The organism is Pseudomonas sp. RIT-PI-a, from assembly GCF_001187875.1.
Classification (GTDB): Bacteria; Pseudomonadota; Gammaproteobacteria; order Pseudomonadales; family Pseudomonadaceae; genus Aquipseudomonas; species Aquipseudomonas coleopterorum.
In genome coordinates this window covers 62,575-84,539 of sequence record NZ_LGIR01000003.1, presented here as the reverse complement: position 1 = coordinate 84,539, position 21,965 = coordinate 62,575, and the positions used below count along the sequence as shown (strand labels likewise).

The following is a 21,965-nucleotide window of genomic DNA, read 5'->3' as shown; positions in this document are numbered from 1 at the left end:
CTGGAGGATGTCATGGAAGATGAATACCCCCTGTTGCTCGATACCTTCCTCAGTGACTCGCAACTGCGCCTGAACGAACTGCATCGATCCCATGATGTGGTCGAGCTCGGCCATGCTGCCCACAGTTTCAAGGGCAGCAGCAGCAACATGGGCGCCATGCGCCTGGCGCAACTGTGCAGCGAGTTGGAGCAGTACTGCCGTCAGGGCACGCCGGATGGCGTGGATGCCTACGTGCAGCGTATCGACAGCGAGTTCGCGCTGGTCCTGAAACTGTACTCCGAAGAGCGTGCACGATTCCCTGACTGAGCGACACCTTCAGCTGTTGACTACCGATGGCCCGATACTTGCTTCCTCCAGGCTATCAGCGTTAACGCTACCGTATCGGGGAGATCTTCATGGCTGTCGCTTCAAACCCTCTGCTGCTGCAACTGGGCGCTGCCGCACGCGCGGCCTCCGCCACCGGTGCGGCCAAGCCCGCTGCAGCGGACACCGATTCGTCGCCGCGTTTCGCCGATCTCTATGCCCGCCAAAACCACGCAACCACAGTCAAGGCCAAGGCCGACCCTGCGTCCGTGGCTGCACGGGAAACGGCTGCTGCTCCTGCCAGCAAAGCTGCCGGAGCCAGCTCGACGGTTGCCGATAGCGGCAAGAAGTTGCCAGTGGCCAAGGCAGACAAGCCGGAGAAACCTGAAAAGATCGACAAGGCTGACAAGCCCGGTAAGGCCGACAAGGTTGCCGACAAGGACGACGACAAGGTCACCGCTGCCGACGATAAGGATGATTCTGCTGTCGCCTCGACGACTGCGCCGGTCGATTCCGCGGCTGCGCCGGTCCCTGCCGACCCGGCCAGCAACCCTGCGCTGGTTCAGGCGCCGCCGGCGGCACTCACTGCTGCCAGTCTCACCGACAGCGACACCGATACCCCGTCCGAAGATTTCGATCCGACCCAGGACGTCCTGGCTGACCTGCCTGCACTGCGTCTGGCCCTCGAGCAGACCGCCAAAAACAATGGCACCACCTCCGCACATGCCAGCCAAACGTCACCGACCGACCCTTCTGCAACCAACGAGCGAGGTCTGGAGGGCAGTTTCGTCAACGGTCTGGCGGCGATGATGGGCAAGGAGCAGACCAGTGACGCGGGCGAGGGCAGTGATGCCGGCTTTGCCGGTTTGCTCGACAGTGGCTTGAAAGACCCCGACGCGGCTGCCAGCGACAGCCACATCGACAGTTTCGCCGATCGCCTGCAGGCCCTGACCCAAGCCGCCCCGGCCAAGACCGGCGGTGCGGCACCGCTGGCCGGTCCGCTGGGCCAGCCTCTGGCCATGCAGCAGTCAGGATGGACCGAAGGCTTGGTCAATCGGGTCATGTACCTGTCGAGCCAGAACCTCAAGTCGGCCGATATCCAGCTCACACCCGCAGAGCTGGGACGTCTGGACATTCGAGTCGACATCACGCCCGACCAGCAGACGCAGGTGACCTTCTCGAGCGCTCACATTGGCGTACGCGAGGCGCTGGAAAGCCAGCAGCATCGCCTCAAGGCATGTTCAACCAGCAGGGCATGGGGCAGCTGGATGTCAACGTATCCGACCAGTCTCGCCAGTCTCAGGGCGAGCAGCAGCAGGCCCAGCAGAGTCGCCGCAGCCCGGGCGGGCGCCCCGCCGGCGACGCGATCGACGCCGGCGAGCCCGCGGTGGCCGCTGTCCAGCCCGTGATTTCCAGCACGGTGCTGGGCAGCAGTGCGGTGGATTACTACGCCTGATCCAGCCGCCTGATCCTGGCGACCTGCCGCGCAGGCACGTCGCCGGGAGTGTTGGCATAACCCTTGCTCCATCGTCGCCATGGGTACGCTTACCCCTCAATGGTGACGGATTATTGGCATGGCAAAGACCGAAGAAGCAAAGGACCCCGCAGCCAAGGAAGGCAAGGGCAAACTCAAGCTGATCATCCTGGTGGTCGTAGGCCTGTTGCTGGCTGTCGGCCTTTCGGTGGGCGCCACCTGGTACTTCATGCACAAATCCGCCAGTGCGCCCGCAGAGGAAACCCCGGCGGCAGCCGCCAACGTCAAGCCTGCGGCGATCTACGAATCGATGACGCCCGCCTTTGTAGTCAACTTCAAGCAGAACGGCCGTGATCGCTACATGCAGGTCAGCATTGTCCTGCAGGCGCGCGACAAGGCCGACATGGAGGCCTTGAAAGTGCATACCCCGGTGATCCGCAACAACCTGGTCATGCTCTTCTCCGGGCAACCGTTCGACACCCTGACTACGCCGATCGGCCAGGAAATGCTGCGCCAGAAAGCGACCGCTAGCGTGCAGGAAGTGGCGCAGAAAGAAGTGGGCAAGCCAGTCATCGACCAGGTGCTCTTCACTAACTTCGTATTGCAGTAGGAACAACTCATGGCCGTGCAGGACCTGCTGTCCCAGGACGAGATCGATGCGCTGCTGCATGGTGTCGACGATGGTCTGGTGCAAACCGAAGGCAATGGCGAACCTGGAGGCATCAGGAGCTACGACCTGACCACCCAGGATCGCATCGTGCGTGGGCGCATGCCCACGCTGGAAATGATCAACGAGCGCTTCGCCCGCTATACCCGGATCAGCATGTTCAACCTGTTGCGTCGCTCCGCCGATGTGGCGGTTGGCGGCGGGCAGGTGATGAAGTTCGGCGAGGACGTCCCCTCGCTGTACGTCCCCCCCAGCCTCAACCTGGTGAAGATCAAGCCGCTGCGGGGCACCGGTCTGTTCATTCTCGATGCCAAACTGGTGTTCAAGCTGGTCGACAATTTCTTCGGCGGCGACGGTCGCCACGCCAAGATCGAGGGTCGCGAGTTCACCCCGACCGAGCTGCGCGTGGTGCGCATGGTGCTGGACCAGGCGTTCCTCGACATGAAGGAGGCCTGGCAGGCGATCATGGAAGTCAACTTCGAGTACATCAACTCGGAGGTCAATCCGGCCATGGCCAACATCGTCGGCCCCAGCGAGGCGGTGGTGGTGTCCACGTTCCACATCGAGCTCGATGGCGGTGGCGGTGACCTGCACGTGACCATGCCGTATTCGATGATCGAGCCGGTGCGCGAGATGCTCGATGCCGGCTTCCAGTCCGACCTGGACGACCAGGACGAGCGCTGGAGCAAGGCGCTGCGCGAAGACGTGCTGGACGTCAGCGTGCCGTTGAGCGCCACCGTGGCGCGACGCCAGCTGAAACTGCGCGACATCCTGCACATGCAGCCCGGCGACGTGATTCCGGTGGAGCTGCCGGAAGAGCTGGTGCTGCGCGCCAATGGCGTACCTTCGTTCAAGGCCAAGCTGGGCTCGCACAAGGGCAACCTGGCTTTACAAGTAATCGAACCGATCGAGCGTCGCTGATCGCTTCAATCCGATGATTTAGATGCCCGTCGAGGAACACTGATGGCTGATCAAGATGAAACAATTTCCGCCGAAGACCAGGCGCTCGCCGATGAATGGGCCGCTGCACTGGGTGAGTCCGGGGACGCCGGGCAGGACGACATCGATGCGCTGCTGGCCGCCGATGCCCGTGGCGGTTCCGCTTCCTCGCGCCTGCCCATGGAAGAATTCGGCAGTTCGCCCAAGTCGGGCAACGGCCCGGTCACCCTCGATGGGCCGAATCTGGATGTGATCCTCGACATTCCAGTGACCATCTCCATGGAAGTCGGAGCGACCGACATCAGCATCCGCAACCTGCTGCAGCTCAACCAGGGTTCGGTGATCGAACTCGACCGGCTGGCGGGCGAAGCGTTGGATGTGCTGGTCAACGGGACGTTGATCGCCCACGGCGAAGTGGTAGTGGTCAACGAGAAGTTCGGCATCCGCCTGACCGACGTGATCAGTCCCAGCGAACGCATCAAGAAGCTGCGGTGATGGGCCGCCTTCTGTGGGCCCTGCTGCTCCTGCCCATGGTCGTTCTGGCGGCGCCCGAAGCGGCGCCGGCTGCGGCGCCGGTGGTGGCGTCGGGTGGAACTGGCCTGGCCGGTCAATTGACCCAGACGGTGCTGGGGCTGTTGGCCGTGGTGGCGTTGATCTTCGGTCTGGCCTGGCTGATGCGCCGCGTGCAGCAGGTCGCACCGCGTCAGGGGCAGGTCATCGACGTGATCGGCGCCAAGGCGTTGGGTCCGCGTGACCGGCTGGTGCTGGTGCAGGTGGGCGAGGAGCAGATCCTGTTGGGCGTCAGCCCCGGTCGCATCAGCGCCCTGCACGTGATGAGCACGCCGGTCATGCCGCCCGACCGAACCACGCAGGCCACACCCGAATTCGCCCAGCGCCTGATGGAACTGCTGGGCAAGGACCAGAAGGATAAGAAGTGATGGGTGCGTTGCGCGTAGTCCTGCCCCTGGCCTTGATGTTGGCGGCGCCTTTGGCGCTGGCCGCCGATCCGCTGCAGATTCCGGCGTTGACCATGACCAGCGGCGCCAACGGCCAGCAGGAGTATTCGGTCAACCTGCAGATCCTGCTGATCATGACCGCGCTGAGTTTCATCCCGGCGTTCGTCATGCTGATGACCAGTTTCACCCGCATCATCATCGTCTTTTCCATCCTGCGCCAGGCACTGGGCCTGCAGCAGACCCCGTCCAACCAGTTGCTGACCGGCATGGCGCTGTTCCTGACCATGTTCATCATGGCGCCGGTGTTCGACAAGGTGAACCAGCAGGCCCTGCAGCCCTACCTGAACGAACAGCTCAGCGCCCAGGACGCGGTCGCCCGCGCCGAAGGTCCGATCAAGGACTTCATGCTGGCGCAGACGCGGCAGAGCGACCTCGAGCTGTTCATGCGGCTGTCCAAGCGCACCGACATCGCCAGTGCCGACCAGGCGCCGCTGACCATCCTGGTACCGGCCTTCGTCACCTCGGAGCTGAAGACGGCGTTCCAGATCGGCTTCATGATTTTCATCCCGTTCCTGATCATCGACCTGGTGGTCGCCAGTGTGCTGATGGCCATGGGTATGATGATGCTCTCGCCGCTGATCATCTCGCTGCCGTTCAAGATCATGCTGTTCGTCCTGGTCGATGGCTGGGCGCTGATCATCGGGACCCTGGCGGGGAGTTTCGGTGGTGTCTGACTTTGCGATGTGCTGTGTTGTCGAGGGCTTCTTCGCGGGCAGAGCCCGCTTCCACATCAGTCGCGGCGCTACCCATTGTGTGGGAGCGGGCTCTGCCCGCGAAGAAGCCAGATCTGCCTTGCCCAGGAGCCTGAACCCATGACCCCGGAAGTCGCCGTCGACCTGTTTCGCGAAGCGCTGTGGCTGACCACGGTAATGGTCGCGATCCTCGTGCTGCCGAGCCTGATCGTCGGCCTGATCATCGCCATGTTCCAGGCGGCCACGCAGATCAACGAACAGACCCTGAGCTTTCTGCCGCGCCTGTTGGTCATGCTGGTGACGCTGATCGTCATCGGACCGTGGATGGTGCGCACCTTCATGGAGTACATCACCACCCTGTATTCCAACATCCCGCAGGTGATCGGCTGATGCAGCCATTGCTGCAGCTGACCGACGCGCAGATCGGTGGCTGGGTGGCCAGCTTCATTCTGCCGCTGTTCCGGGTTGCCGCGATGCTGATGACCATGCCGATCTTCGGCACTCAGGTGCTGCCGCAGCGGGTGCGCCTGTACGTCGCCGTGGCCATCACCGTGGTCATCGTGCCGGGGCTGCCGCCCGCGCCGACGGTCGACGCCATCAGTGTCCAGGCGCTGCTGCTGGTAGCCGAACAGATCATCATCGGCGCGCTGTTCGGCTTCTCCCTGCAGTTCCTGTTCCAGGCCTTCGTGGTCGCCGGGCAGATTCTGGCGATCCAGATGGGCATGGCCTTCGCGTCCATGGTCGACCCCACCAACGGCGTATCGGTGGCGGTGGTCGGCCAGTTCTTCAGCATGCTGGTGACCCTGGTGTTCCTGTCCATGAACGGCCATCTGGTGATCTTCGAGGTGCTGACCGAGAGCTTCACCACGTTGCCCATCGGCGGCGGCCTGCTGACCGCGCATTACTGGGATGTGGTGCTGCGCATGGGCTGGGTGCTGGGTGCCGGTGTGCTGCTGGTGCTGCCTGCCATCACTGCCTTGCTGGTGGTCAACATCGCCTTCGGCGTGATGACCCGTGCCGCACCGCAGTTGAACATCTTTTCCATCGGTTTCCCGCTGACCCTGGTGCTGGGGATGTTCATCCTCTGGGTCAGCCTGGGCGATATCCTCAACCAGTATCAGCCGCTGGCGACCAACGCCTTGCAGTGGCTGCGCGAATTGGCGCGAGCGGAGTAGGCAATGGCCGAAAGCGAAAGCGGTGCCGACAAGACAGAAGACCCCACGGACAAGCGCAAGAAAGACTCGCGCGAAAAAGGCGAGATCGCCCGTTCCAAGGAGCTCAACACCCTGGCCGTGATGGTCGCCGGGTGCGGCGCGCTGCTGGCGTTCGGCGGGCATTTGGCGCAGAGCCTGCTGGAGCTGATGCGCAGCAACTTCACCCTGAGCCGCGAGGTGCTGCTCGACGAGCGCTACATGGGCATCTTTCTGCTGCAGTCGGGCAAGGTGGCGATCCTGGCCACCCAGCCGATTCTGGTGACGATGCTGCTCGCAGCCCTGATCGGGCCGGTTGCATTGGGCGGGTGGTTGTTCGCCGCCAGCTCCATGGCGCCCAAGTTCAGCCGCATGAACCCGGCCGCGGGCCTCAAGCGCATGTTTTCCATGCATGCGCTGACCGAGTTGCTGAAGGCCCTGGCCAAGTTCGCCATCATCCTCATCGTTGCCATAGCTGTCCTGGCCAAGGACCGCGCCGACCTGCTGGCCATTGCCAACGAACCGCTGGAAATGGCGATCATCCACAGCGTGCAACTGGTCGGCTGGAGCGCCTTGTGGATGTCCTGCGGGCTGGCGCTGATCGCCGCCGTGGACGTGCCGTTCCAGCTGTACAGCAGCAAGCAGAAGCTGATGATGACCAAGCAGGAGGTCAAGGACGAGCACAAGGACGCCGAAGGCCGTCCCGAGGTGAAAGGGCGGGTGCGCCAGTTGCAGCGCGAGATGTCGCAACGACGAATGATGACGGCCATTCCCGAGGCGGACGTGATCATCACCAACCCGACCCACTACGCCGTGGCGCTCAAGTACGATCCGGAGAAGGGCAATGCGCCGGTGCTGCTGGCCAAGGGCTCGGACTTCATTGCCCTGAAGATTCGCGAGATCGGCAACGAGCACCGTATCCAGGTGCTCGAATCACCGGCCCTGGCACGCTCGATCTTCTATTCCACGGACATCGAGCAGCAGATCCCGGCCGGGCTGTACCTGGCGGTGGCGCAGGTGCTCGCCTATGTCTACCAGATTCGCCAGTACCAGGCCGGACGCGGCAAGCGACCCGATCCGTTGAAGGATCTGCCGATTCCGCCGGATTTGCAGCGAGACAGTTAGACCGCGCCGCGGCCTTCGCGGGCAGAGGGCTCGCCGCCCGCCCCGCTCCCACAAGTGCCAACCCTGTGGGAGCGGGCTCTGCCCGCGAAGGGCACACCGCCGAATCGCCTGACACCCAGCACTCGACCATAAGGCGAGAATCTTTAACCCCCTCCGACAAAAGTTGGACCCCTTCTTGCACTGCCCCCTGGCAGGACGCCTGGCGCGTCAAAAGTTCGCTTGGGGAAGTGGGGAATGCCGGTGGATCGCTCTCAATTAATCAACACCGCTCGCAGCAACATTGTCGGCCTTGGCCGCGGCAACCTGGGGGTGCCGCTGCTGTTGCTGGTGATGCTGGCGATGATGATGCTGCCGATCCCGGCACTGCTGCTGGACGTGTTCTTCACCTTCAACATCGCCTTGTCCATCGTCGTCCTGCTGGTGTGCGTGTACGCCCTGCGGCCTCTGGATTTCGCCGTGTTCCCGACCATCCTGCTGGTGGCCACGCTGCTGCGCCTGGCGCTCAACGTGGCGTCGACGCGCGTGATCATGCTTCACGGCCAGGAAGGCCACGCTGCTGCGGGCAAGGTGGTCCAGGCCTTCGGCGAAGTGGTGATCGGCGGTAACTACATCGTCGGTATCGTGGTGTTCGCCATCCTGATGATCATCAACTTCGTGGTGGTCACCAAGGGCGCCGGGCGCATCTCGGAAGTGAGCGCGCGTTTCACCCTGGACGCCATGCCCGGCAAGCAGATGGCCATCGACGCCGACCTCAACGCCGGCCTCATCGACCAGAACCAGGCCAAGGCGCGTCGCGGCGAAGTGGCGGCCGAGGCCGAGTTCTACGGCTCGATGGACGGTGCCAGCAAATTCGTCCGCGGCGACGCCATCGCCGGCCTGCTGATCCTCTTCATCAACCTGATCGGCGGCATGCTGGTGGGTATGCTGCAACACAACATGCCGTTCGCCGAAGCGGGCAAGGTGTATGCCCTGTTGACCATCGGTGACGGCCTGGTGGCGCAGTTGCCCTCGCTGCTGCTCTCCACCGCAGCCGCGATCATGGTCACCCGTGCCTCGGGCTCCGAGGAAATGGGCAAGCAGATCCAGCGGCAGATGTTCGCCTCGCCCAAGGCGCTGGCCGTTTCCGGCGCGCTGATGGCCATCATGGGCATGGTGCCTGGCATGCCGCACCTGGCCTTCATCACCCTGGGTGCCATCGCCGGTGGCGCCGCCTACCTGTTGTGGAAGAAGCAGAACGACGTCAAGGTCCAGGCCCTGGCCGAAGTGCAGCGTCAGCAGGAGCTGCTGCCATCGCCCACGCGCACCCAGGAAACCAAGGAACTGGGCTGGGACGACGTGACGCCTATCGACATGATCGGCCTGGAAGTCGGCTATCGCCTGATTCCGCTGGTGGACCGCAACCAGGGTGGCCAGCTGCTGGCGCGGATCAAGGGTGTACGCAAGAAGCTGTCCCAGGACCTCGGTTTCCTGATGCCGACGGTTCACATCCGCGACAACCTCGACTTGGCCCCCAGCGCCTATCGTTTGACGCTGATGGGCGTGATCCTGGCCGAAGCCGAGATCTACCCGGATCGCGAACTGGCGATCAACCCGGGTCAAGTGTTCGGCTCGCTCAACGGCATCACCGCCAAGGATCCGGCGTTCGGCTTGGATGCGGTATGGATCGACGTCAACCTGCGCAGCCAGGCGCAGTCCCTGGGCTACACCGTGGTAGATGCCAGCACGGTAGTGGCCACGCATTTGAATCAGATTCTGCAGAAGCACGCCCACGAGCTGATCGGTCACGAAGAAGTGCAACAATTGCTGCAAGTTCTGGCAAAAGGCTCGCCCAAGCTGGCTGAAGAGCTGGTGCCGGGAATCCTTTCGCTGTCCTCGCTGCTCAAGGTGTTGCAGGCACTGTTGGCCGAACAGGTGCCTGTGCGCGACATCCGCAGCATCGCCGAAGCAATCGCCAACAACGGTCACCGGAGTCAAGATACCGCCGCGCTGGTCCAGGCCGTACGGGTCGGTTTGTCCCGTGCAATCGTGCAAAGCATTGTAGGCGTTGAGCCGGAGCTGCCAGTTATCACCTTGGAACCAAGGTTGGAACAGATATTGCTCAATAGTCTGCAGAAGGCTGGTCAGGGTCAGGAAGAAGGCGTTTTGCTGGAACCGAGCATGGCGGAAAAGCTGCAACGATCCCTGATCGATGCGGCGCAGCGGCAGGAGATGCAGGGCCAACCGGTGATACTGCTGGTGGCCGGTCCGGTCCGCGCGATGCTGTCACGCTTCGGTCGCCTGGCGATCCCCAACCTTCACGTACTGGCCTATCAGGAAATCCCTGATAACAAGCAAGTCACCATCGTAGCGACAGTAGGGCCCAACGGCTGAGGTAGTGGGTTATGCAAGTGAAGCGATTTTTCGCCGCCGACATGCGTCAGGCCATGAAATTGGTCCGCGATGAGCTGGGTGCCGACGCTGCCATCATCGGCAACCGTCGCATCGCCGGCGGCGTCGAGCTGACCGCTGCGCTGGACTACAAGTTGTCGGCCCTGGCCCCGCGTGTGCCCAACCTGGAATTGGAAGAAGAGCTGCGCAAGACCCAGTCGCGCATCGTTTCTGCCCAGGCCGAACTGAGCACCCGTGGCGAGACCGATGCCACCACCAATCGTCAACTGGTCGCCGGTCTGCCGTTGACCGCCGCCGAGCCGCTGGTGGAGCCGCGTCGCGAAGAGCCAGCGCGTGTCCAGCCCGCACCGGCGCCTCAGCCCGCCGTCGACCAGCGCGTATTCGATTCCATGCGTTCGGAACTCAACGGTCTGCGCCAGTTGCTCGAAGTGCAGTTGGGCTCCCTGGCCTGGACGCAGCTGCAGGGCAGCAAGCCGGCCCAGGCCAATCTCTGGCGGCGCTTGCAGCGCATCGGCCTGTCTGGCCCGATCGCTCGTGAACTGCTCAGCTTGACCAGTGAAATTCATGAGCCACGGCAGGCCTGGCGGATGCTGCTGGCGCACTTGGCGCGTATGATTCGCACGCCGGACGTCGAACCGCTCGAAGAAGGTGGCGTGATCGCCATGGTCGGCCCGGCGGGGATGGGCAAGACCACCACACTGGCCAAGCTGGCGGCACGCTATGTGCTCAAGTACGGCTCGCAGAGCGTGGCGCTGGTGAGCATGGACAGTTTTCGCATCGGTGCTCAGGAACAGCTCAAGACCCTGGGTCGCATTCTCAACGTTTCGGTGACTCAGGTGGATCCGGGCCAGTCATTGGTACAGGCCCTGGAGCCGCTGCTGCGCAAGCGCGTGGTATTGATCGACACCGCCGGCCTGCAGGCCAGCGATCCGGCCCTGCGCATGCAGCTCGAAAGCCTGGCCGGACGCGGGATCAACGCCCGCAACTACCTGGTCCTGGCGACCACCAGCCAGAAGCAGGTGCTGACCGCGGCCTACCATAGCTACAAACGTTGCGGTCTGGCCGGGTGCATCCTGACCAAACTCGATGAAACGGCCTGTCTCGGCGAAGTGCTGAGCCTGGCCATCAGTCAGGAACTGCCGATTGCCTATCTTACCGATGGGCCGCGCATTCCCGACGACTTGCATCTGCCGCGCCGGCATCAGTTGGTCAGCCGTGCGGTGAGCGTGCAGATGCAAGAAGAGCCCAGCGAAGAGGCCATGGCCGATATGTTCGCGGGTCTCTACCACAGCCCCGACAAGCGAGTTGGCTGAGGTGAAGAACGTTAGGCAAGCACAATCTTCCTGCATCGTAGGGTTGCCAGGAAATACTCGAGCAATCGAACTGGCAGCCACTGGTGTGGCCTCGGTCTAGACAAGGTAAAGAACGAACATGGGCAGCATGCATCCCGTACAGGTGATCGCGGTGACCGGCGGCAAAGGCGGCGTCGGCAAGACAAATGTGTCAGTGAACTTGTCCCTGGCATTGGCCGAACTCGGCCGTCGGGTCATGTTGCTGGACGCCGACCTTGGCCTGGCCAACGTCGACGTGCTGCTGGGCCTGACCCCCAAGCGCACCCTGGCCGATGTGATCGAAGGTCGCTGCGAGTTGCGCGACGTGATGTTGCAGGGGCCCGGCGGCATTCGCGTGGTGCCGGCCGCGTCCGGTACCCAGAGCATGGTGCACCTGACCCCGGCCCAGCATGCAGGCCTGATCCAGGCTTTCAGCGACGTGGGCGACAACCTTGACGTACTGATCATCGACACCGCTGCCGGCATCGGCGACTCCGTGGTGAGTTTCGTGCGCGCGGCCCAGGAAGTGCTGCTGGTGGTGTGCGACGAGCCGACCTCGATCACCGATGCCTACGCCTTGATCAAGCTGCTCAACCGCGACTACGGCATGAACCGCTTCCGCGTTCTGGCCAACATGGCACAGAGCCCTCAGGAAGGCCGCAACCTGTTCGCCAAGCTGACCAAGGTGACCGACCGTTTCCTCGACGTGGCCCTGCAGTACGTCGGCGCCGTGCCGTACGACGAGTCCGTGCGCAAGGCCGTGCAGAAGCAGCGCGCTGTCTACGAGGCGTTTCCCCGCTCCAAATGCTCGCTGGCCTTCAAGGCCATCGCGCAGAAGGTAGACACCTGGCCGTTGCCGGCCAATCCCCGCGGCCACCTGGAGTTCTTCGTCGAACGCCTGGTGCAGCAAACCAGTGCAGGGCCCGTATCATGAGCGCCAGCGGATACCGTATGTACAGCAAGGCGTCGCGCGACTCGCAGCAGCATCAGCTGATTGAGCAGTATGCGCCGCTGGTCAAGCGCATCGCCTATCACCTGCTGGCGCGACTGCCGGCCAGCGTGCAGGTCGAAGACCTGATCCAGGCCGGCATGATCGGTCTGCTGGAAGTCTCGACAAAGTACGATTCGAGCAAAGGGGCCAGTTTCGAGACCTATGCCGGTATCCGTATCCGTGGTGCGATGCTCGACGAGGTGCGCAAGGGTGACTGGGCACCGCGTTCGGTGCACCGCAATACCCGTATGGTCAGTGATGCCATTCGCCGAATCGAGTCAAAAACCGGTCGCGACGCTAAAGATCACGAGATTGCGGCCGAACTCAATCTGAGTCTGGATGATTACTACGGGATCCTGAACGATACCTTGGGCAGCCGCCTGTTCAGTTTCGACGACCTGCTGCAGGACGGCGAACACGAGGGGCTGCACGAAGACGGCGCCAGCGGTTCGCTGGAGCCCTCGCGGGATCTGGAGGACGAGCGCTTCCAGGGCGCGCTGGCCGAGGCCATCGCCAACCTGCCCGAGCGCGAGAAACTGGTGCTGTCGCTGTATTACGACGAAGAGCTGAACCTCAAGGAAATCGGCGAGGTGCTGGGTGTCAGCGAATCGCGCGTCAGCCAGCTGCACAGCCAGTGCGCAGCGCGACTGCGCGGGCGCTTGGGAGAGTGGCGGGCACGCTGAGGGAACGGCGAAATCGGTGCGGGCTTTTTCGCGGGCAGAGCCCGCTCCCACAAAGGTCGAGACTGTGGGAGCGGGCTCTGCCCGCGAAGAGGCTTGCAGGCGTAGCGCGTGTAGGCGATCTGCAGCGACAAGTGGCTCAGGCGAATTCGATTGTTATGCACGCCCAGGGGCTGGGCGTGTTCAAGACTGCTGGAGGTCTAATTGGACAAGAACATGAAAATCCTCATCGTCGACGATTTTTCGACGATGCGGCGCATCATCAAGAATCTGCTGCGTGACCTGGGCTTCACCAACACCGCCGAGGCCGATGACGGCAACACCGCCTTGCCGATGTTGCACAGCGGCAACTTCGATTTCCTCGTCACCGACTGGAACATGCCAGGCATGTCGGGCATCGATCTGCTGCGCCAGGTGCGCGCCGACGACCGCCTCAAGCACCTGCCGGTGCTCATGGTGACTGCCGAGGCCAAGCGCGAGCAGATCATCGAAGCCGCCCAGGCCGGGGTCAACGGGTATGTGGTCAAGCCTTTCACTGCGCAAGTGCTGAAAGAAAAAATCGAAAAGATTTTCGAGCGCGTCAATAGCTGAAGTCTGCAATGGGGGCGCAATGGACCACAAACAAAGCACGTTGGGGGACTTCGAGTCGACCCTGAAGAAACACGCCGTCGAGCTGGTCGACAGCCTTGAAAAAGGCCGATTCGGTGAAGCGGTGCAATTGATTCACGAACTGAACCAGACCCGCGATCGCGGTTTGTATCAGGAAGTCGGCAAGCTGACCCGCGAGCTGCACAGCGCCATCGTCAGTTTCCAGATCGATCCGACCATCCCCCAGGCTGAAGAGGTGTCGCAGATCACCGACGCGACCGAACGCCTGTCGTACGTGGTGCGCCTGACCGAGAGCGCGGCCAACCGGACGATGGACCTGGTCGAGCAGAGCACGCCGGTGCTCAATACCCTGAGCACCGAGGCCAGCGCCTTGAGCGCCGACTGGCAGCGCTTCATGCGCCGCGAAGTGGCCGCCGACGAGTTCCGCGAACTGGCCCGCCGGGTGGACGGATTCCTGACCCGCAGCGAGCAGGGCAATCGTGAAGTGGCCAGCCACCTCAACGACATCGTGCTGGCACAGGATTACCAGGACCTCACCGGCCAGGTCATCAAGCGCGTCACCGCGTTGGTCACCGAAGTGGAAAGCAACCTGCTCAAACTGGTCCTGATGGCCAGCCAGGTGGACCGCTTCGCCGGCATCCAGCACGACCACGAAAAGCTTCGTGCCGAAAAAGATCAAGAAAAACATCCTGCCAAGGGTGAAGGTCCGCAGATTCATGCCGATAAACGTGAAGACGTCGTATCCGGTCAGGACGATGTCGACGATCTGCTGTCCAGTCTGGGCTTCTAGGCCACCGCCTGCGTCTGACTGTGTTGACCGTTAATCACGTATTCCAGGGAGCATCCACATGAGCTTCGGCGCCGACGAAGAAATCCTTCAGGATTTCCTGGTAGAGGCCGGCGAAATTCTCGAGCAACTGTCCGAACAACTGGTCGAGCTGGAAAGCCGTCCCGATGATGCCGACTTGCTCAACGCAATTTTTCGCGGTTTTCACACTGTAAAAGGCGGCGCCGGCTTCCTCCAGCTCAACGAGCTGGTGGAGTGCTGCCATATCGCCGAAAACGTCTTCGACATCTTGCGCAAGGGTGAGCGCCGGGTTGATTCTGAGCTCATGGACGTTGTGCTCGAGGCCCTGGACGCGGTCAATGGCATGTTCGCCGAAGTGCGCGAGCGCGCCCCGGTCACGCCGGCCAGTGCGCAGCTGCTCGATGCTCTCGCGCGTCTGGCCGAGCCGGCAGTGGCCGTCGCAGCACCCGCAGTGGCGGTTGCACCGCCCGTGGCGGCACCGGTGGCTGCACCGGTCTCGGCGCCGAGCGACGACATCACCGATGACGAGTTCGAACAATTGCTCGATTCTTTGGGTGCGGCCAAGGCGCAGGCTGCCACGCCGACCGCGGGCGTGCCCGATGGTCCGATCAGCGACGAAATCACCGATGACGAATTCGAGTCGCTGCTCGATCAATTGCATGGAAAAGGTCAGTTCGCCGTCGACGCGCTGGCGTCCCCCACCGCAGCACCTGCTACCTCAGGACCCTCCGGTGCGCCGGCCTCCGAAGCAGTGACACCATCGACCACCGCAGCGGCGCCGGGTGACGAGATCACCGACGACGAGTTCGAGGCACTGCTCGACCAGTTGCATGGCAAGGGTGCGTTCACGGCCGATGCGGTCAAGCCGCAACCGCCTGCGCAGGTGCAAGCCCCGGCTCCGGTAAGCGATAACATCACCGACGACGAATTCGAATCATTGCTCGACCAGCTGCACGGCAAGGGCAAGTTCAGCGATGTTGCCAGCCTGCCCGACGCTCAGCCGACTTCTGCCGTAGCGGCGCCGGTTGCAGCCCCGCGCAAGGCCGAGGCCGCTCCGGCACGTGCGCCGGTGGCCGAGAAACCGGTCGCCACCGAAGCCGAGACGACCGTGCGCGTCGATCCCGCGCGCCTCGACGAAATCATGAACATGGTCGGCGAACTGGTGCTGGTGCGTAACCGCCTGGTCCGCCTGGGTGCCAACAGCAGCGACGAGGCCATGTCCAAGGCGGTGTCCAACCTCGACGTGGTGACGGCCGACCTGCAGACCGCGGTCATGAAGACGCGGATGCAGCCGATCAAGAAAGTCTTCGGACGCTTCCCGCGCCTGGTCCGCGATCTGGCCCGGCAGTTGAAGAAGGAAATCAACCTGGAGCTGGTCGGTGAAGAAACCGACCTCGACAAGAACCTGGTCGAGGCACTGGCCGACCCGCTGGTGCACTTGGTGCGCAACGCCGTCGATCACGGCATCGAAACGCCCGAAGAGCGTGAGCGCAGTGGCAAGGCGCGCGGCGGTCGGGTGGTATTGTCGGCAGAGCAGGAGGGTGACCACATCCTGTTGTCGATCAGCGACGACGGCAAGGGCATGGACCCTGCCGTTCTGCGCGCCAAGGCCGTGGAAAAGGGCCTGATGGACCGTGACGCAGCCGACCGACTGAGCGAATCGGACTGCTACAACCTCATCTTCGCCCCGGGTTTCTCCACCAAGACGGAAATCTCCGACGTGTCGGGCCGCGGCGTGGGCATGGACGTGGTTAAGACCAAGATCAGCCAGCTCAATGGCTCGATCAACATCTTCTCGGCCAAGGACCAGGGTTCCAGGATCGTCATTAAGGTGCCGTTGACCCTGGCCATCATGCCAACCCTGATGGTGATGCTGGGCAACCAGGCGTTTGCTTTCCCGCTGGTCAACGTCAACGAGATCTTCCACCTGGATCTCTCGCGCACCAACGTCGTCGACGGCCAGGAAGTGGTCATCGTGCGCGACAAGGCGCTACCGTTGTTTTACCTCAAGCGCTGGCTGGTGAAGTCTGCGGCTCACGAGGAGCAAGGCGAGGGGCATGTGGTCATCCTGTCGGTGGGCACCCAGCGCATCGGCTTCGTGGTGGACCAATTGGTCGGCCAGGAAGAAGTGGTGATCAAGCCATTGGGCAAGATGCTCCAGGGCACGCCGGGCATGTCCGGCGCGACCATCACCGGGGACGGCCGAATAGCCTTGATCCTCGATGTACCGAGCATGCTCAAGCGCTACGCCGCGCGGCGTATCTGATCGTAGTGGAGTGTTTATGGCAGTCAAGGTCCTGGTGGTGGATGATTCTGGTTTCTTCCGCCGTCGCGTCTCGGAAATTCTCTCGTCGGACCCCACCATTCAGGTGGTCGGGACCGCCACCAATGGCCGCGAAGCGATCGATCAGGCCCAGGCGCTCAAGCCTGATGTGATCACCATGGACTACGAGATGCCGATGATGGACGGCATCACCGCCGTGCGTCACATCATGCAACGTTGTCCCACTGCGGTGTTGATGTTTTCCTCACTGACCCACGAAGGCGCGCGGGTGACCCTCGACGCCCTCGACGCGGGGGCAGTGGATTACCTGCCGAAGAACTTCGAAGACATTTCTCGCAACCCCGAGAAGGTCAAGCAAATGCTCTGCGAGAAGGTCCATACGCTCTCGCGCAGCAACCGCCGTCTGGGCGCGCACTTCACGGCGCCCGCTGCGACGGCCGCGCCTGCGGTCACGCCAGGTGCCAGCACCGCAGTGGCGTCTTCGCGGCCAGCGCCAAGCCGGTCACCATCGCCTGCTACGGCCGCGCCAGCTACACCTGCACGTGCCCCGGCGCCGACGGCCAGCAGCGCGACGCCGCGGCGCAAGCCCTACAAGCTGGTGGCGATCGGTACTTCCACCGGCGGGCCAGTGGCCCTGCAGCGTGTGCTCACCCAACTGCCTGCGCATTTTCCAACGCCCATCGTGCTGGTCCAGCACATGCCGGCCGCGTTCACCCGCGCCTTCGCCGAGCGGCTGGACAAACTGTGCCGGATCACCGTCAAGGAAGCCGAAGACGGTGACGTGTTGCGTCCCGGGCTGGCCTTGCTGGCGCCCGGCGGCAAGCAGATGATGATCGACGGCCGTGGCGCGGTGAAGATCCTGCCGGGTGACGAGCGGCTGAACTACAAACCGTGCGTGGACATCACCTTCGGCTCGGCAGCCAAGTCCTACGGCGACAAGGTGTTGGCGGTGGTACTCACCGGCATGGGCGCCGACGGGCGAGAGGGCGCGCGTCTGCTCAAGCAGGGCGGCAGTCAGATCTGGGCCCAGGACGAAGCCAGTTGCGTCATCTATGGCATGCCCATGGCCATCGTCAAGGCCGGCCTGGCCGACGCCGTCTACAGCCTCGACGACATCGGTCGGCACCTGGTCGAGGCGTGCGGCTGATGGATGTCTTGAGCCTGATCGGGATCATCCTCGCGTTCGTCGCCATCATTGGTGGTAACTTTCTCGAAGGCGGCCATCTGTCGGCTCTGCTCAACGGTCCGGCGGCGCTGATCGTGGTTGGGGGAACATTGGCTGCGGCGCTGATCCAGTCGCCCATGAGCGCGTTCAAGCGGGCCTTGCACAATGTCCGCTGGATCCTCGTTCCGCCCCGGATCGACATGGCCGGCGGTATCGATCGCGTCGTGAACTGGAGCCTGGTCTCGCGTAAGGAAGGCTTGCTGGGCCTCGAAGCCAGCGCCGAAGCCGAGCCCGACGACTATGCCCGCAAGGGCTTGCAGCTGCTGGTCGATGGCGCCGAACCGGCAACCATCCGCAGCATTCTCGAAGTCGATCTGTACAACCGCGAAACCCGCGATCTGCAAGCGGCCAAAGTGTTCGAAAGCATGGGTGGCTATGCGCCTACCATTGGCATCATCGGCGCCGTCATGGGGCTGATCCACGTCATGGGCAACCTGGCCGATCCCAGCCAGCTGGGCAATGGTATTGCCGTGGCGTTCGTGGCGACCATTTATGGCGTGGCCAGCGCCAACCTGCTGCTGTTGCCGGTGGCTCACAAGCTCAAGGCATTGGCCCAGCGTCAGGCGGCCTATCGGGAAATGCTGCTCGAAGGGCTGCTATCCATCGCCGAGGGCGAGAACCCGCGCTCCATCGAAATGAAGCTGCAAGGCTACCTCGACTAGGAGAGCAAGCCATGGCCCGTCGTCGTCGCGTTGAAGAGCCGGAGAATCATGAGCGTTGGCTGGTGTCCTACGCCGATTTCATTACCTTGCTGTTCGCGTTCTTCGTGGTGATGTATTCGATCTCGTCTATCAACGAAGGCAAGTACAAGGTGCTCTCGCAAGCGCTGGTCGGGGTCTTCAATGACCCGGACCGCAGCCTCCGGCCGATTCCGATCGGCGAGGAGCGACCCTTGACGACCCGTCCGGCGCAGCCGTTGGTGACCGACAGCGAACAGTCGGAGGCGGCCATGGGCGAGGCGGCCGATCCGCTGCAGACCATCGCAAACGATGTGCGTCAGGCGTTCGGTGACCTGATCGCCTCGGATCAATTGACGGTCCGGGGCAACGAGCTGTGGATCGAGATCGAGCTCAAGTCCAGCCTGCTGTTCGGCAGCGGCGATGCGATGCCCAGCGACATGGCGTTTTCGATCATCGACAAGGTCGCGACCATTCTCAAGCCTTTCGACAACCCGGTGCATGTCGAGGGTTTCACCGACAACCAGCCCATCAGCACGGCGCAGTACCCGACCAACTGGGAACTCTCGACCGCGCGGGCGGCGAGTATCGTGCGCATGATGGCCCTGGAAGGGATCGACCCACGGCGCATGGCCGCGGTCGGGTATGGCGAATTTCAGCCGGTGGCCGACAACGCCACCGCCGATGGGCGAGGGCGCAATCGTCGGGTGGTGCTGGTCATTTCGCGCAACCTTGACGTACGTCGCAGCATTACCAGTTCCGGCAGTGCCAATGCGCAGCCGGATGCGGCGTTGCGTCGTGCTGGCACACAAACTGCACTGACGCCGCTAAACGCGCCGTCGGCGGCTGGCTCTGTCAAAAGTCCGCCGCCCGGCCCATAACTTGAAACATCACTGTCTCGGTAGCCGTTGACCGAGGGGAAACCACCATCATGAGAGTCTGGGCAGTAGCCAATCAGAAAGGCGGGGTCGGCAAGACCACGACCTCGATCGCCTTGGCGGGTTTGCTGGCCGAGGCAGGCAAGCGCGTGGTCGTGGTCGACCTCGATCCACACGGCTCGATGACCAGTTATTTCGGGCACAATCCGGACGAGCTGGCGCACAGCTGTTTCGACCTGTTCCAGCACAAGGGCGCGGTGCCCGCAGGCCTCGCCCACCAGTTGCTGCTGCCGACCAGCGAGGCCAACGTCTCGCTGTTGCCGTCGAGCACCGCACTGGCCACGCTGGAGCGGCAACAGCCAGGGCAGAGCGGGCTGGGCCTGGTGATCGCCAAGACGCTGGCGCAACTGTGGCAGGATTTCGACTACGCCGTGATCGACAGCCCACCGTTGCTGGGTGTGCTCATGGTCAACGCCTTGGCGGCCAGCCAGCAGTTGGTGATTCCGGTACAGACCGAGCATCTGGCAGTCAAGGGCCTGGAACGCATGGTCAGCACCTTGACCATGATCAACCGTTCGCGGCGCCAGGCGTTGCCGTACAGCATCATCCCGACTCTGTTCGACCGTCGTACCCAGGCATCGCTGAGCACCCTGCGCACCCTGCGCGACGATTACCCGCAACATCTGTGGCCGGGCTACATCCCGGTCGACACCCGTCTGCGCGATGCCAGCCGGGCCGGACAGACACCCTCGCGCTTCGACGGCAAGAGCCGCGGCGTGGTCGCCTACCGTGCCTTGCTCAAGCACTTGCTGGCTCAACAACTTGTCGCGCAGGTAGCCTGATGAACCGTCCCGTCGATATTGCCCAGCGGCCGCAGGTGGCCTTGCAGTCCTATCTGGACAGCCTGTTGCACGAAGCCACCGAAGCACTCGAACCGGAACCCAGCCTGGACCGTCTCGACGAATTCCAGGCCGCCGTGCTCGAGGAGCAGGCGCGCGACGCCCTCAGTCTGCAGTCGACGCCAGCTCCAGCCGTCGAACCGGTACCGGAACCAGAACCAGTGCCATTGCAGTCAGCGCCAATACCCATGCCGGTCGCCGATCCGTTGTCCACCGCCGAGCCCGAACGCGTCTCGCCCGTGGCCGACGTCCATCTGCCGACTGCCACCACACGGCCGTTGCTGGCAGCGGTCGATGGCCGTCCCACTTGGGCGGCCGAGCCGTTCGAGTGCCTGCTGTTCGACGTGGCCGGGTTGACCCTGGCGGTACCGCTGGTGTGCCTGGGCTCGATCTACGCCTTGGCCGGTCAGACCCTGACGCCGTTGTTCGGCCAGCCTGACTGGTTTCTCGGCATCCTGCCCAGCAACAGCGGCAACCTGAAGGTGCTCGACACCGCGCGCTGGGTCATGCCCGATCGCTACCGCGATGACTTTCGCGAAGGCTTGCAGTACGTCATTTCGGTGCAGGGCTACGAGTGGGGCCTGGCCGTGCATCAGGTCAGTCGCTCGCTGCGCCTGGACCCCAGCGAGATCAAGTGGCGCGGCCAGCGTGGCCAGCGCCCATGGCTGGCAGGAACGGTCATCGAACATATGTGCGCGCTGCTGGACGTCGCCGAGCTGGCGGAACTGATCGCCAGTGGCGGTGCGCGGCATCTGCGCGCGGTCGACTCGGTGCCGGGCAAGCCTGCCACCAGCAGCACCAACACGGTCATAAATCATTGAATGAACACGCCGCCGTCAAGGCATTTGAGGGGTTAGTAGCATGAAGAAGTCGTCTGCCCAAGGTTCCGAAGATCCGATTCTGCAATGGGTCACCTTCCGTCTGGACAATGAAACCTACGGCATCAATGTGATGCAGGTGCAGGAGGTGTTGCGCTACACCGAAATCGCGCCGGTGCCCGGTGCACCCAGCTACGTGCTGGGCATCATCAACCTGCGTGGCAACGTGGTCACGGTGATCGATACGCGCCAGCGGTTCGGTTTGCAGTCCAGCGATGTGAGCGACAATACGCGCATCGTCATCATCGAGGCCGACAAGCAAGTCGTGGGGATTCTGGTCGACAGCGTCGCCGAGGTCGTCTACCTGCGCCAGTCCGAAGTCGAGACCGCGCCCAACGTCGGTAACGACGAGTCGGCCAAGTTCATCCAGGGCGTGTGCAACAAGAACGGCGAGTTGCTGATTCTGGTAGAGCTGGACAAGATGATGTCCGAAGAAGAGTGGTCCGAGCTGGAGAATATCTGAGTGATCTTCGAGGTCGCGGTAGTCCTGCTGGCAGTGCTGTGGGTCGGAACGGTGTCATTGTTTCTGTCCTATCAGAAAAGCCAGCGCCTGTTGGCCGCCGAGCAGGCGGCCGGCGACGCGCTGCGTGATCAGCGGCTGCGCGAGCTGACCAAGCGCCTGGATGACTACCAGAACCTCAACGTGCGTCTGGGCGAAGCGCTGCACGAACTGCGCGCGGTGGTCGGACCGCTGCCCGAGAAGCTGGCGCAACTCGAGCAACGCGACCCGGGCAGCTTGTCGTTTGCCCAAGCTGGCAAGTTGGTGGCCATGGGCGCCTCGGTGGATGAGCTGACCCAGGCTTGCGGCCTGACCCAGGCCGAGGCCGAACTCATGAGCAAGCTGCACCGCGGTTGATTCGGTCCCGGCCATCCCCCAGCCCAGTGCAATCGCGGTGTGCTCGCAGCGCTTC

At 63.1% G+C, this 21,965-nt stretch carries 24 protein-coding genes; all 24 read left to right on the top strand.

The features are described 5' to 3' along the window. Positions 1-12 precede the first annotated feature (12 nt). The 24 genes from AC788_RS01065 (at position 13) to AC788_RS00950 (ending at position 21,910) form a co-directional block, all read left to right on the top strand. A complete protein-coding gene (locus AC788_RS01065) occupies positions 13-306 on the top strand; it encodes an Hpt domain-containing protein (protein WP_049858972.1) in 294 nt (97 codons plus the stop codon). A gap of 89 nt (positions 307-395) precedes the next feature. Continuing rightward, complete coding sequence (locus AC788_RS01060) at positions 396-1,712, top strand: flagellar hook-length control protein FliK (RefSeq protein WP_049858791.1); 1,317 nt, start codon at positions 396-398, stop codon at positions 1,710-1,712. A 165-nt stretch (positions 1,713-1,877) separates the two neighbouring features. After that, on the top strand, positions 1,878-2,387 hold the full coding sequence (fliL, locus tag AC788_RS01055) for a flagellar basal body-associated protein FliL (RefSeq protein ID WP_049858790.1): 510 nt from the start codon (positions 1,878-1,880) through the stop codon (positions 2,385-2,387). 9 nt (positions 2,388-2,396) lie between these two features. Next, complete coding sequence (gene fliM, locus AC788_RS01050; protein WP_049858789.1) at positions 2,397-3,365, top strand: flagellar motor switch protein FliM; 969 nt, start codon at positions 2,397-2,399, stop codon at positions 3,363-3,365. A gap of 42 nt (positions 3,366-3,407) precedes the next feature. Further along, a complete protein-coding gene (fliN, locus tag AC788_RS01045; protein WP_049858788.1) occupies positions 3,408-3,878 on the top strand; it encodes a flagellar motor switch protein FliN in 471 nt (156 codons plus the stop codon). After that, positions 3,878-4,321 (top strand): flagellar biosynthetic protein FliO, encoded by a 444-nt coding sequence (gene fliO, locus AC788_RS01040; protein ID WP_049858787.1) that lies wholly within the window; start codon positions 3,878-3,880, stop codon positions 4,319-4,321. Before fliN ends, fliO begins: the two co-directional genes overlap by 1 nt. Beyond that, complete coding sequence (gene fliP / locus AC788_RS01035; RefSeq protein WP_049858786.1) at positions 4,321-5,073, top strand: flagellar type III secretion system pore protein FliP; 753 nt, start codon at positions 4,321-4,323, stop codon at positions 5,071-5,073. Before fliO ends, fliP begins: the two co-directional genes overlap by 1 nt. 138 nt (positions 5,074-5,211) lie before the next feature. Further along, on the top strand, positions 5,212-5,481 hold the full coding sequence (gene fliQ / locus AC788_RS01030) for a flagellar biosynthesis protein FliQ (RefSeq protein ID WP_043186065.1): 270 nt from the start codon (positions 5,212-5,214) through the stop codon (positions 5,479-5,481). Then, entirely contained in the window at positions 5,481-6,266 is a 786-nt protein-coding gene (gene fliR / locus AC788_RS01025; RefSeq protein ID WP_049858785.1) for a flagellar biosynthetic protein FliR, read from the top strand. Before fliQ ends, fliR begins: the two co-directional genes overlap by 1 nt. Before the next feature lie 3 nt (positions 6,267-6,269). Further along, positions 6,270-7,406, top strand: a complete 1,137-nt coding sequence (flhB, locus tag AC788_RS01020) for a flagellar biosynthesis protein FlhB (protein WP_049858784.1) — start codon at positions 6,270-6,272, stop codon at positions 7,404-7,406. A 240-nt stretch (positions 7,407-7,646) separates the two neighbouring features. Then, positions 7,647-9,776 carry a flagellar biosynthesis protein FlhA gene (gene flhA / locus AC788_RS01015; RefSeq protein WP_049858971.1) on the top strand — a complete coding sequence of 710 codons (2,130 nt, stop codon included), beginning with the start codon at positions 7,647-7,649 and terminating at the stop codon, positions 9,774-9,776. Between the two features lie 11 nt (positions 9,777-9,787). Further along, positions 9,788-11,107: a flagellar biosynthesis protein FlhF gene (flhF, locus tag AC788_RS01010; protein ID WP_049858783.1), complete on the top strand. Its 1,320-nt coding sequence runs from the start codon at positions 9,788-9,790 to the stop codon at positions 11,105-11,107. A gap of 118 nt (positions 11,108-11,225) precedes the next feature. After that, a complete protein-coding gene (gene fleN, locus AC788_RS01005) occupies positions 11,226-12,059 on the top strand; it encodes a flagellar synthesis regulator FleN (protein WP_043186074.1) in 834 nt (277 codons plus the stop codon). Then, positions 12,053-12,799: an RNA polymerase sigma factor FliA gene (fliA, locus tag AC788_RS01000; RefSeq protein ID WP_236690444.1), complete on the top strand. Its 747-nt coding sequence runs from the start codon at positions 12,053-12,055 to the stop codon at positions 12,797-12,799. Before fleN ends, fliA begins: the two co-directional genes overlap by 7 nt. Before the next feature lie 213 nt (positions 12,800-13,012). Next, positions 13,013-13,387, top strand: coding sequence for a chemotaxis response regulator CheY (locus AC788_RS00995; RefSeq protein ID WP_090362272.1), 375 nt, complete (start codon positions 13,013-13,015; stop codon positions 13,385-13,387). A gap of 19 nt (positions 13,388-13,406) precedes the next feature. Next, positions 13,407-14,195, top strand: a complete 789-nt coding sequence (locus tag AC788_RS00990) for a protein phosphatase CheZ (protein ID WP_049858781.1) — start codon at positions 13,407-13,409, stop codon at positions 14,193-14,195. A 58-nt stretch (positions 14,196-14,253) separates the two neighbouring features. Continuing rightward, positions 14,254-16,479 carry a chemotaxis protein CheA gene (locus tag AC788_RS00985; protein ID WP_049858780.1) on the top strand — a complete coding sequence of 742 codons (2,226 nt, stop codon included), beginning with the start codon at positions 14,254-14,256 and terminating at the stop codon, positions 16,477-16,479. Between the two features lie 16 nt (positions 16,480-16,495). Beyond that, the gene (locus tag AC788_RS00980; RefSeq protein ID WP_049858779.1) at positions 16,496-17,644 is read left to right on the top strand and encodes a protein-glutamate methylesterase/protein-glutamine glutaminase; all 1,149 of its coding nucleotides are present in this window, start codon (positions 16,496-16,498) and stop codon (positions 17,642-17,644) included. Beyond that, positions 17,644-18,384 (top strand): flagellar motor protein, encoded by a 741-nt coding sequence (locus AC788_RS00975; RefSeq protein WP_049858778.1) that lies wholly within the window; start codon positions 17,644-17,646, stop codon positions 18,382-18,384. Before AC788_RS00980 ends, AC788_RS00975 begins: the two co-directional genes overlap by 1 nt. A gap of 11 nt (positions 18,385-18,395) precedes the next feature. After that, positions 18,396-19,280, top strand: coding sequence for a flagellar motor protein MotD (gene motD, locus AC788_RS00970; protein WP_049858777.1), 885 nt, complete (start codon positions 18,396-18,398; stop codon positions 19,278-19,280). 50 nt (positions 19,281-19,330) lie between these two features. After that, positions 19,331-20,119: a ParA family protein gene (locus tag AC788_RS00965; RefSeq protein WP_049858776.1), complete on the top strand. Its 789-nt coding sequence runs from the start codon at positions 19,331-19,333 to the stop codon at positions 20,117-20,119. Then, positions 20,119-20,997: a CheW domain-containing protein gene (locus tag AC788_RS00960; protein ID WP_049858775.1), complete on the top strand. Its 879-nt coding sequence runs from the start codon at positions 20,119-20,121 to the stop codon at positions 20,995-20,997. The genes AC788_RS00965 and AC788_RS00960 overlap by 1 nt, the downstream gene beginning before the upstream one ends. Before the next feature lie 40 nt (positions 20,998-21,037). Continuing rightward, positions 21,038-21,517: a chemotaxis protein CheW gene (locus AC788_RS00955; RefSeq protein WP_049858774.1), complete on the top strand. Its 480-nt coding sequence runs from the start codon at positions 21,038-21,040 to the stop codon at positions 21,515-21,517. After that, on the top strand, positions 21,518-21,910 hold the full coding sequence (locus tag AC788_RS00950) for a DUF2802 domain-containing protein (RefSeq protein WP_049858773.1): 393 nt from the start codon (positions 21,518-21,520) through the stop codon (positions 21,908-21,910). The last annotated feature ends 55 nt before the right edge of the window (positions 21,911-21,965 follow it).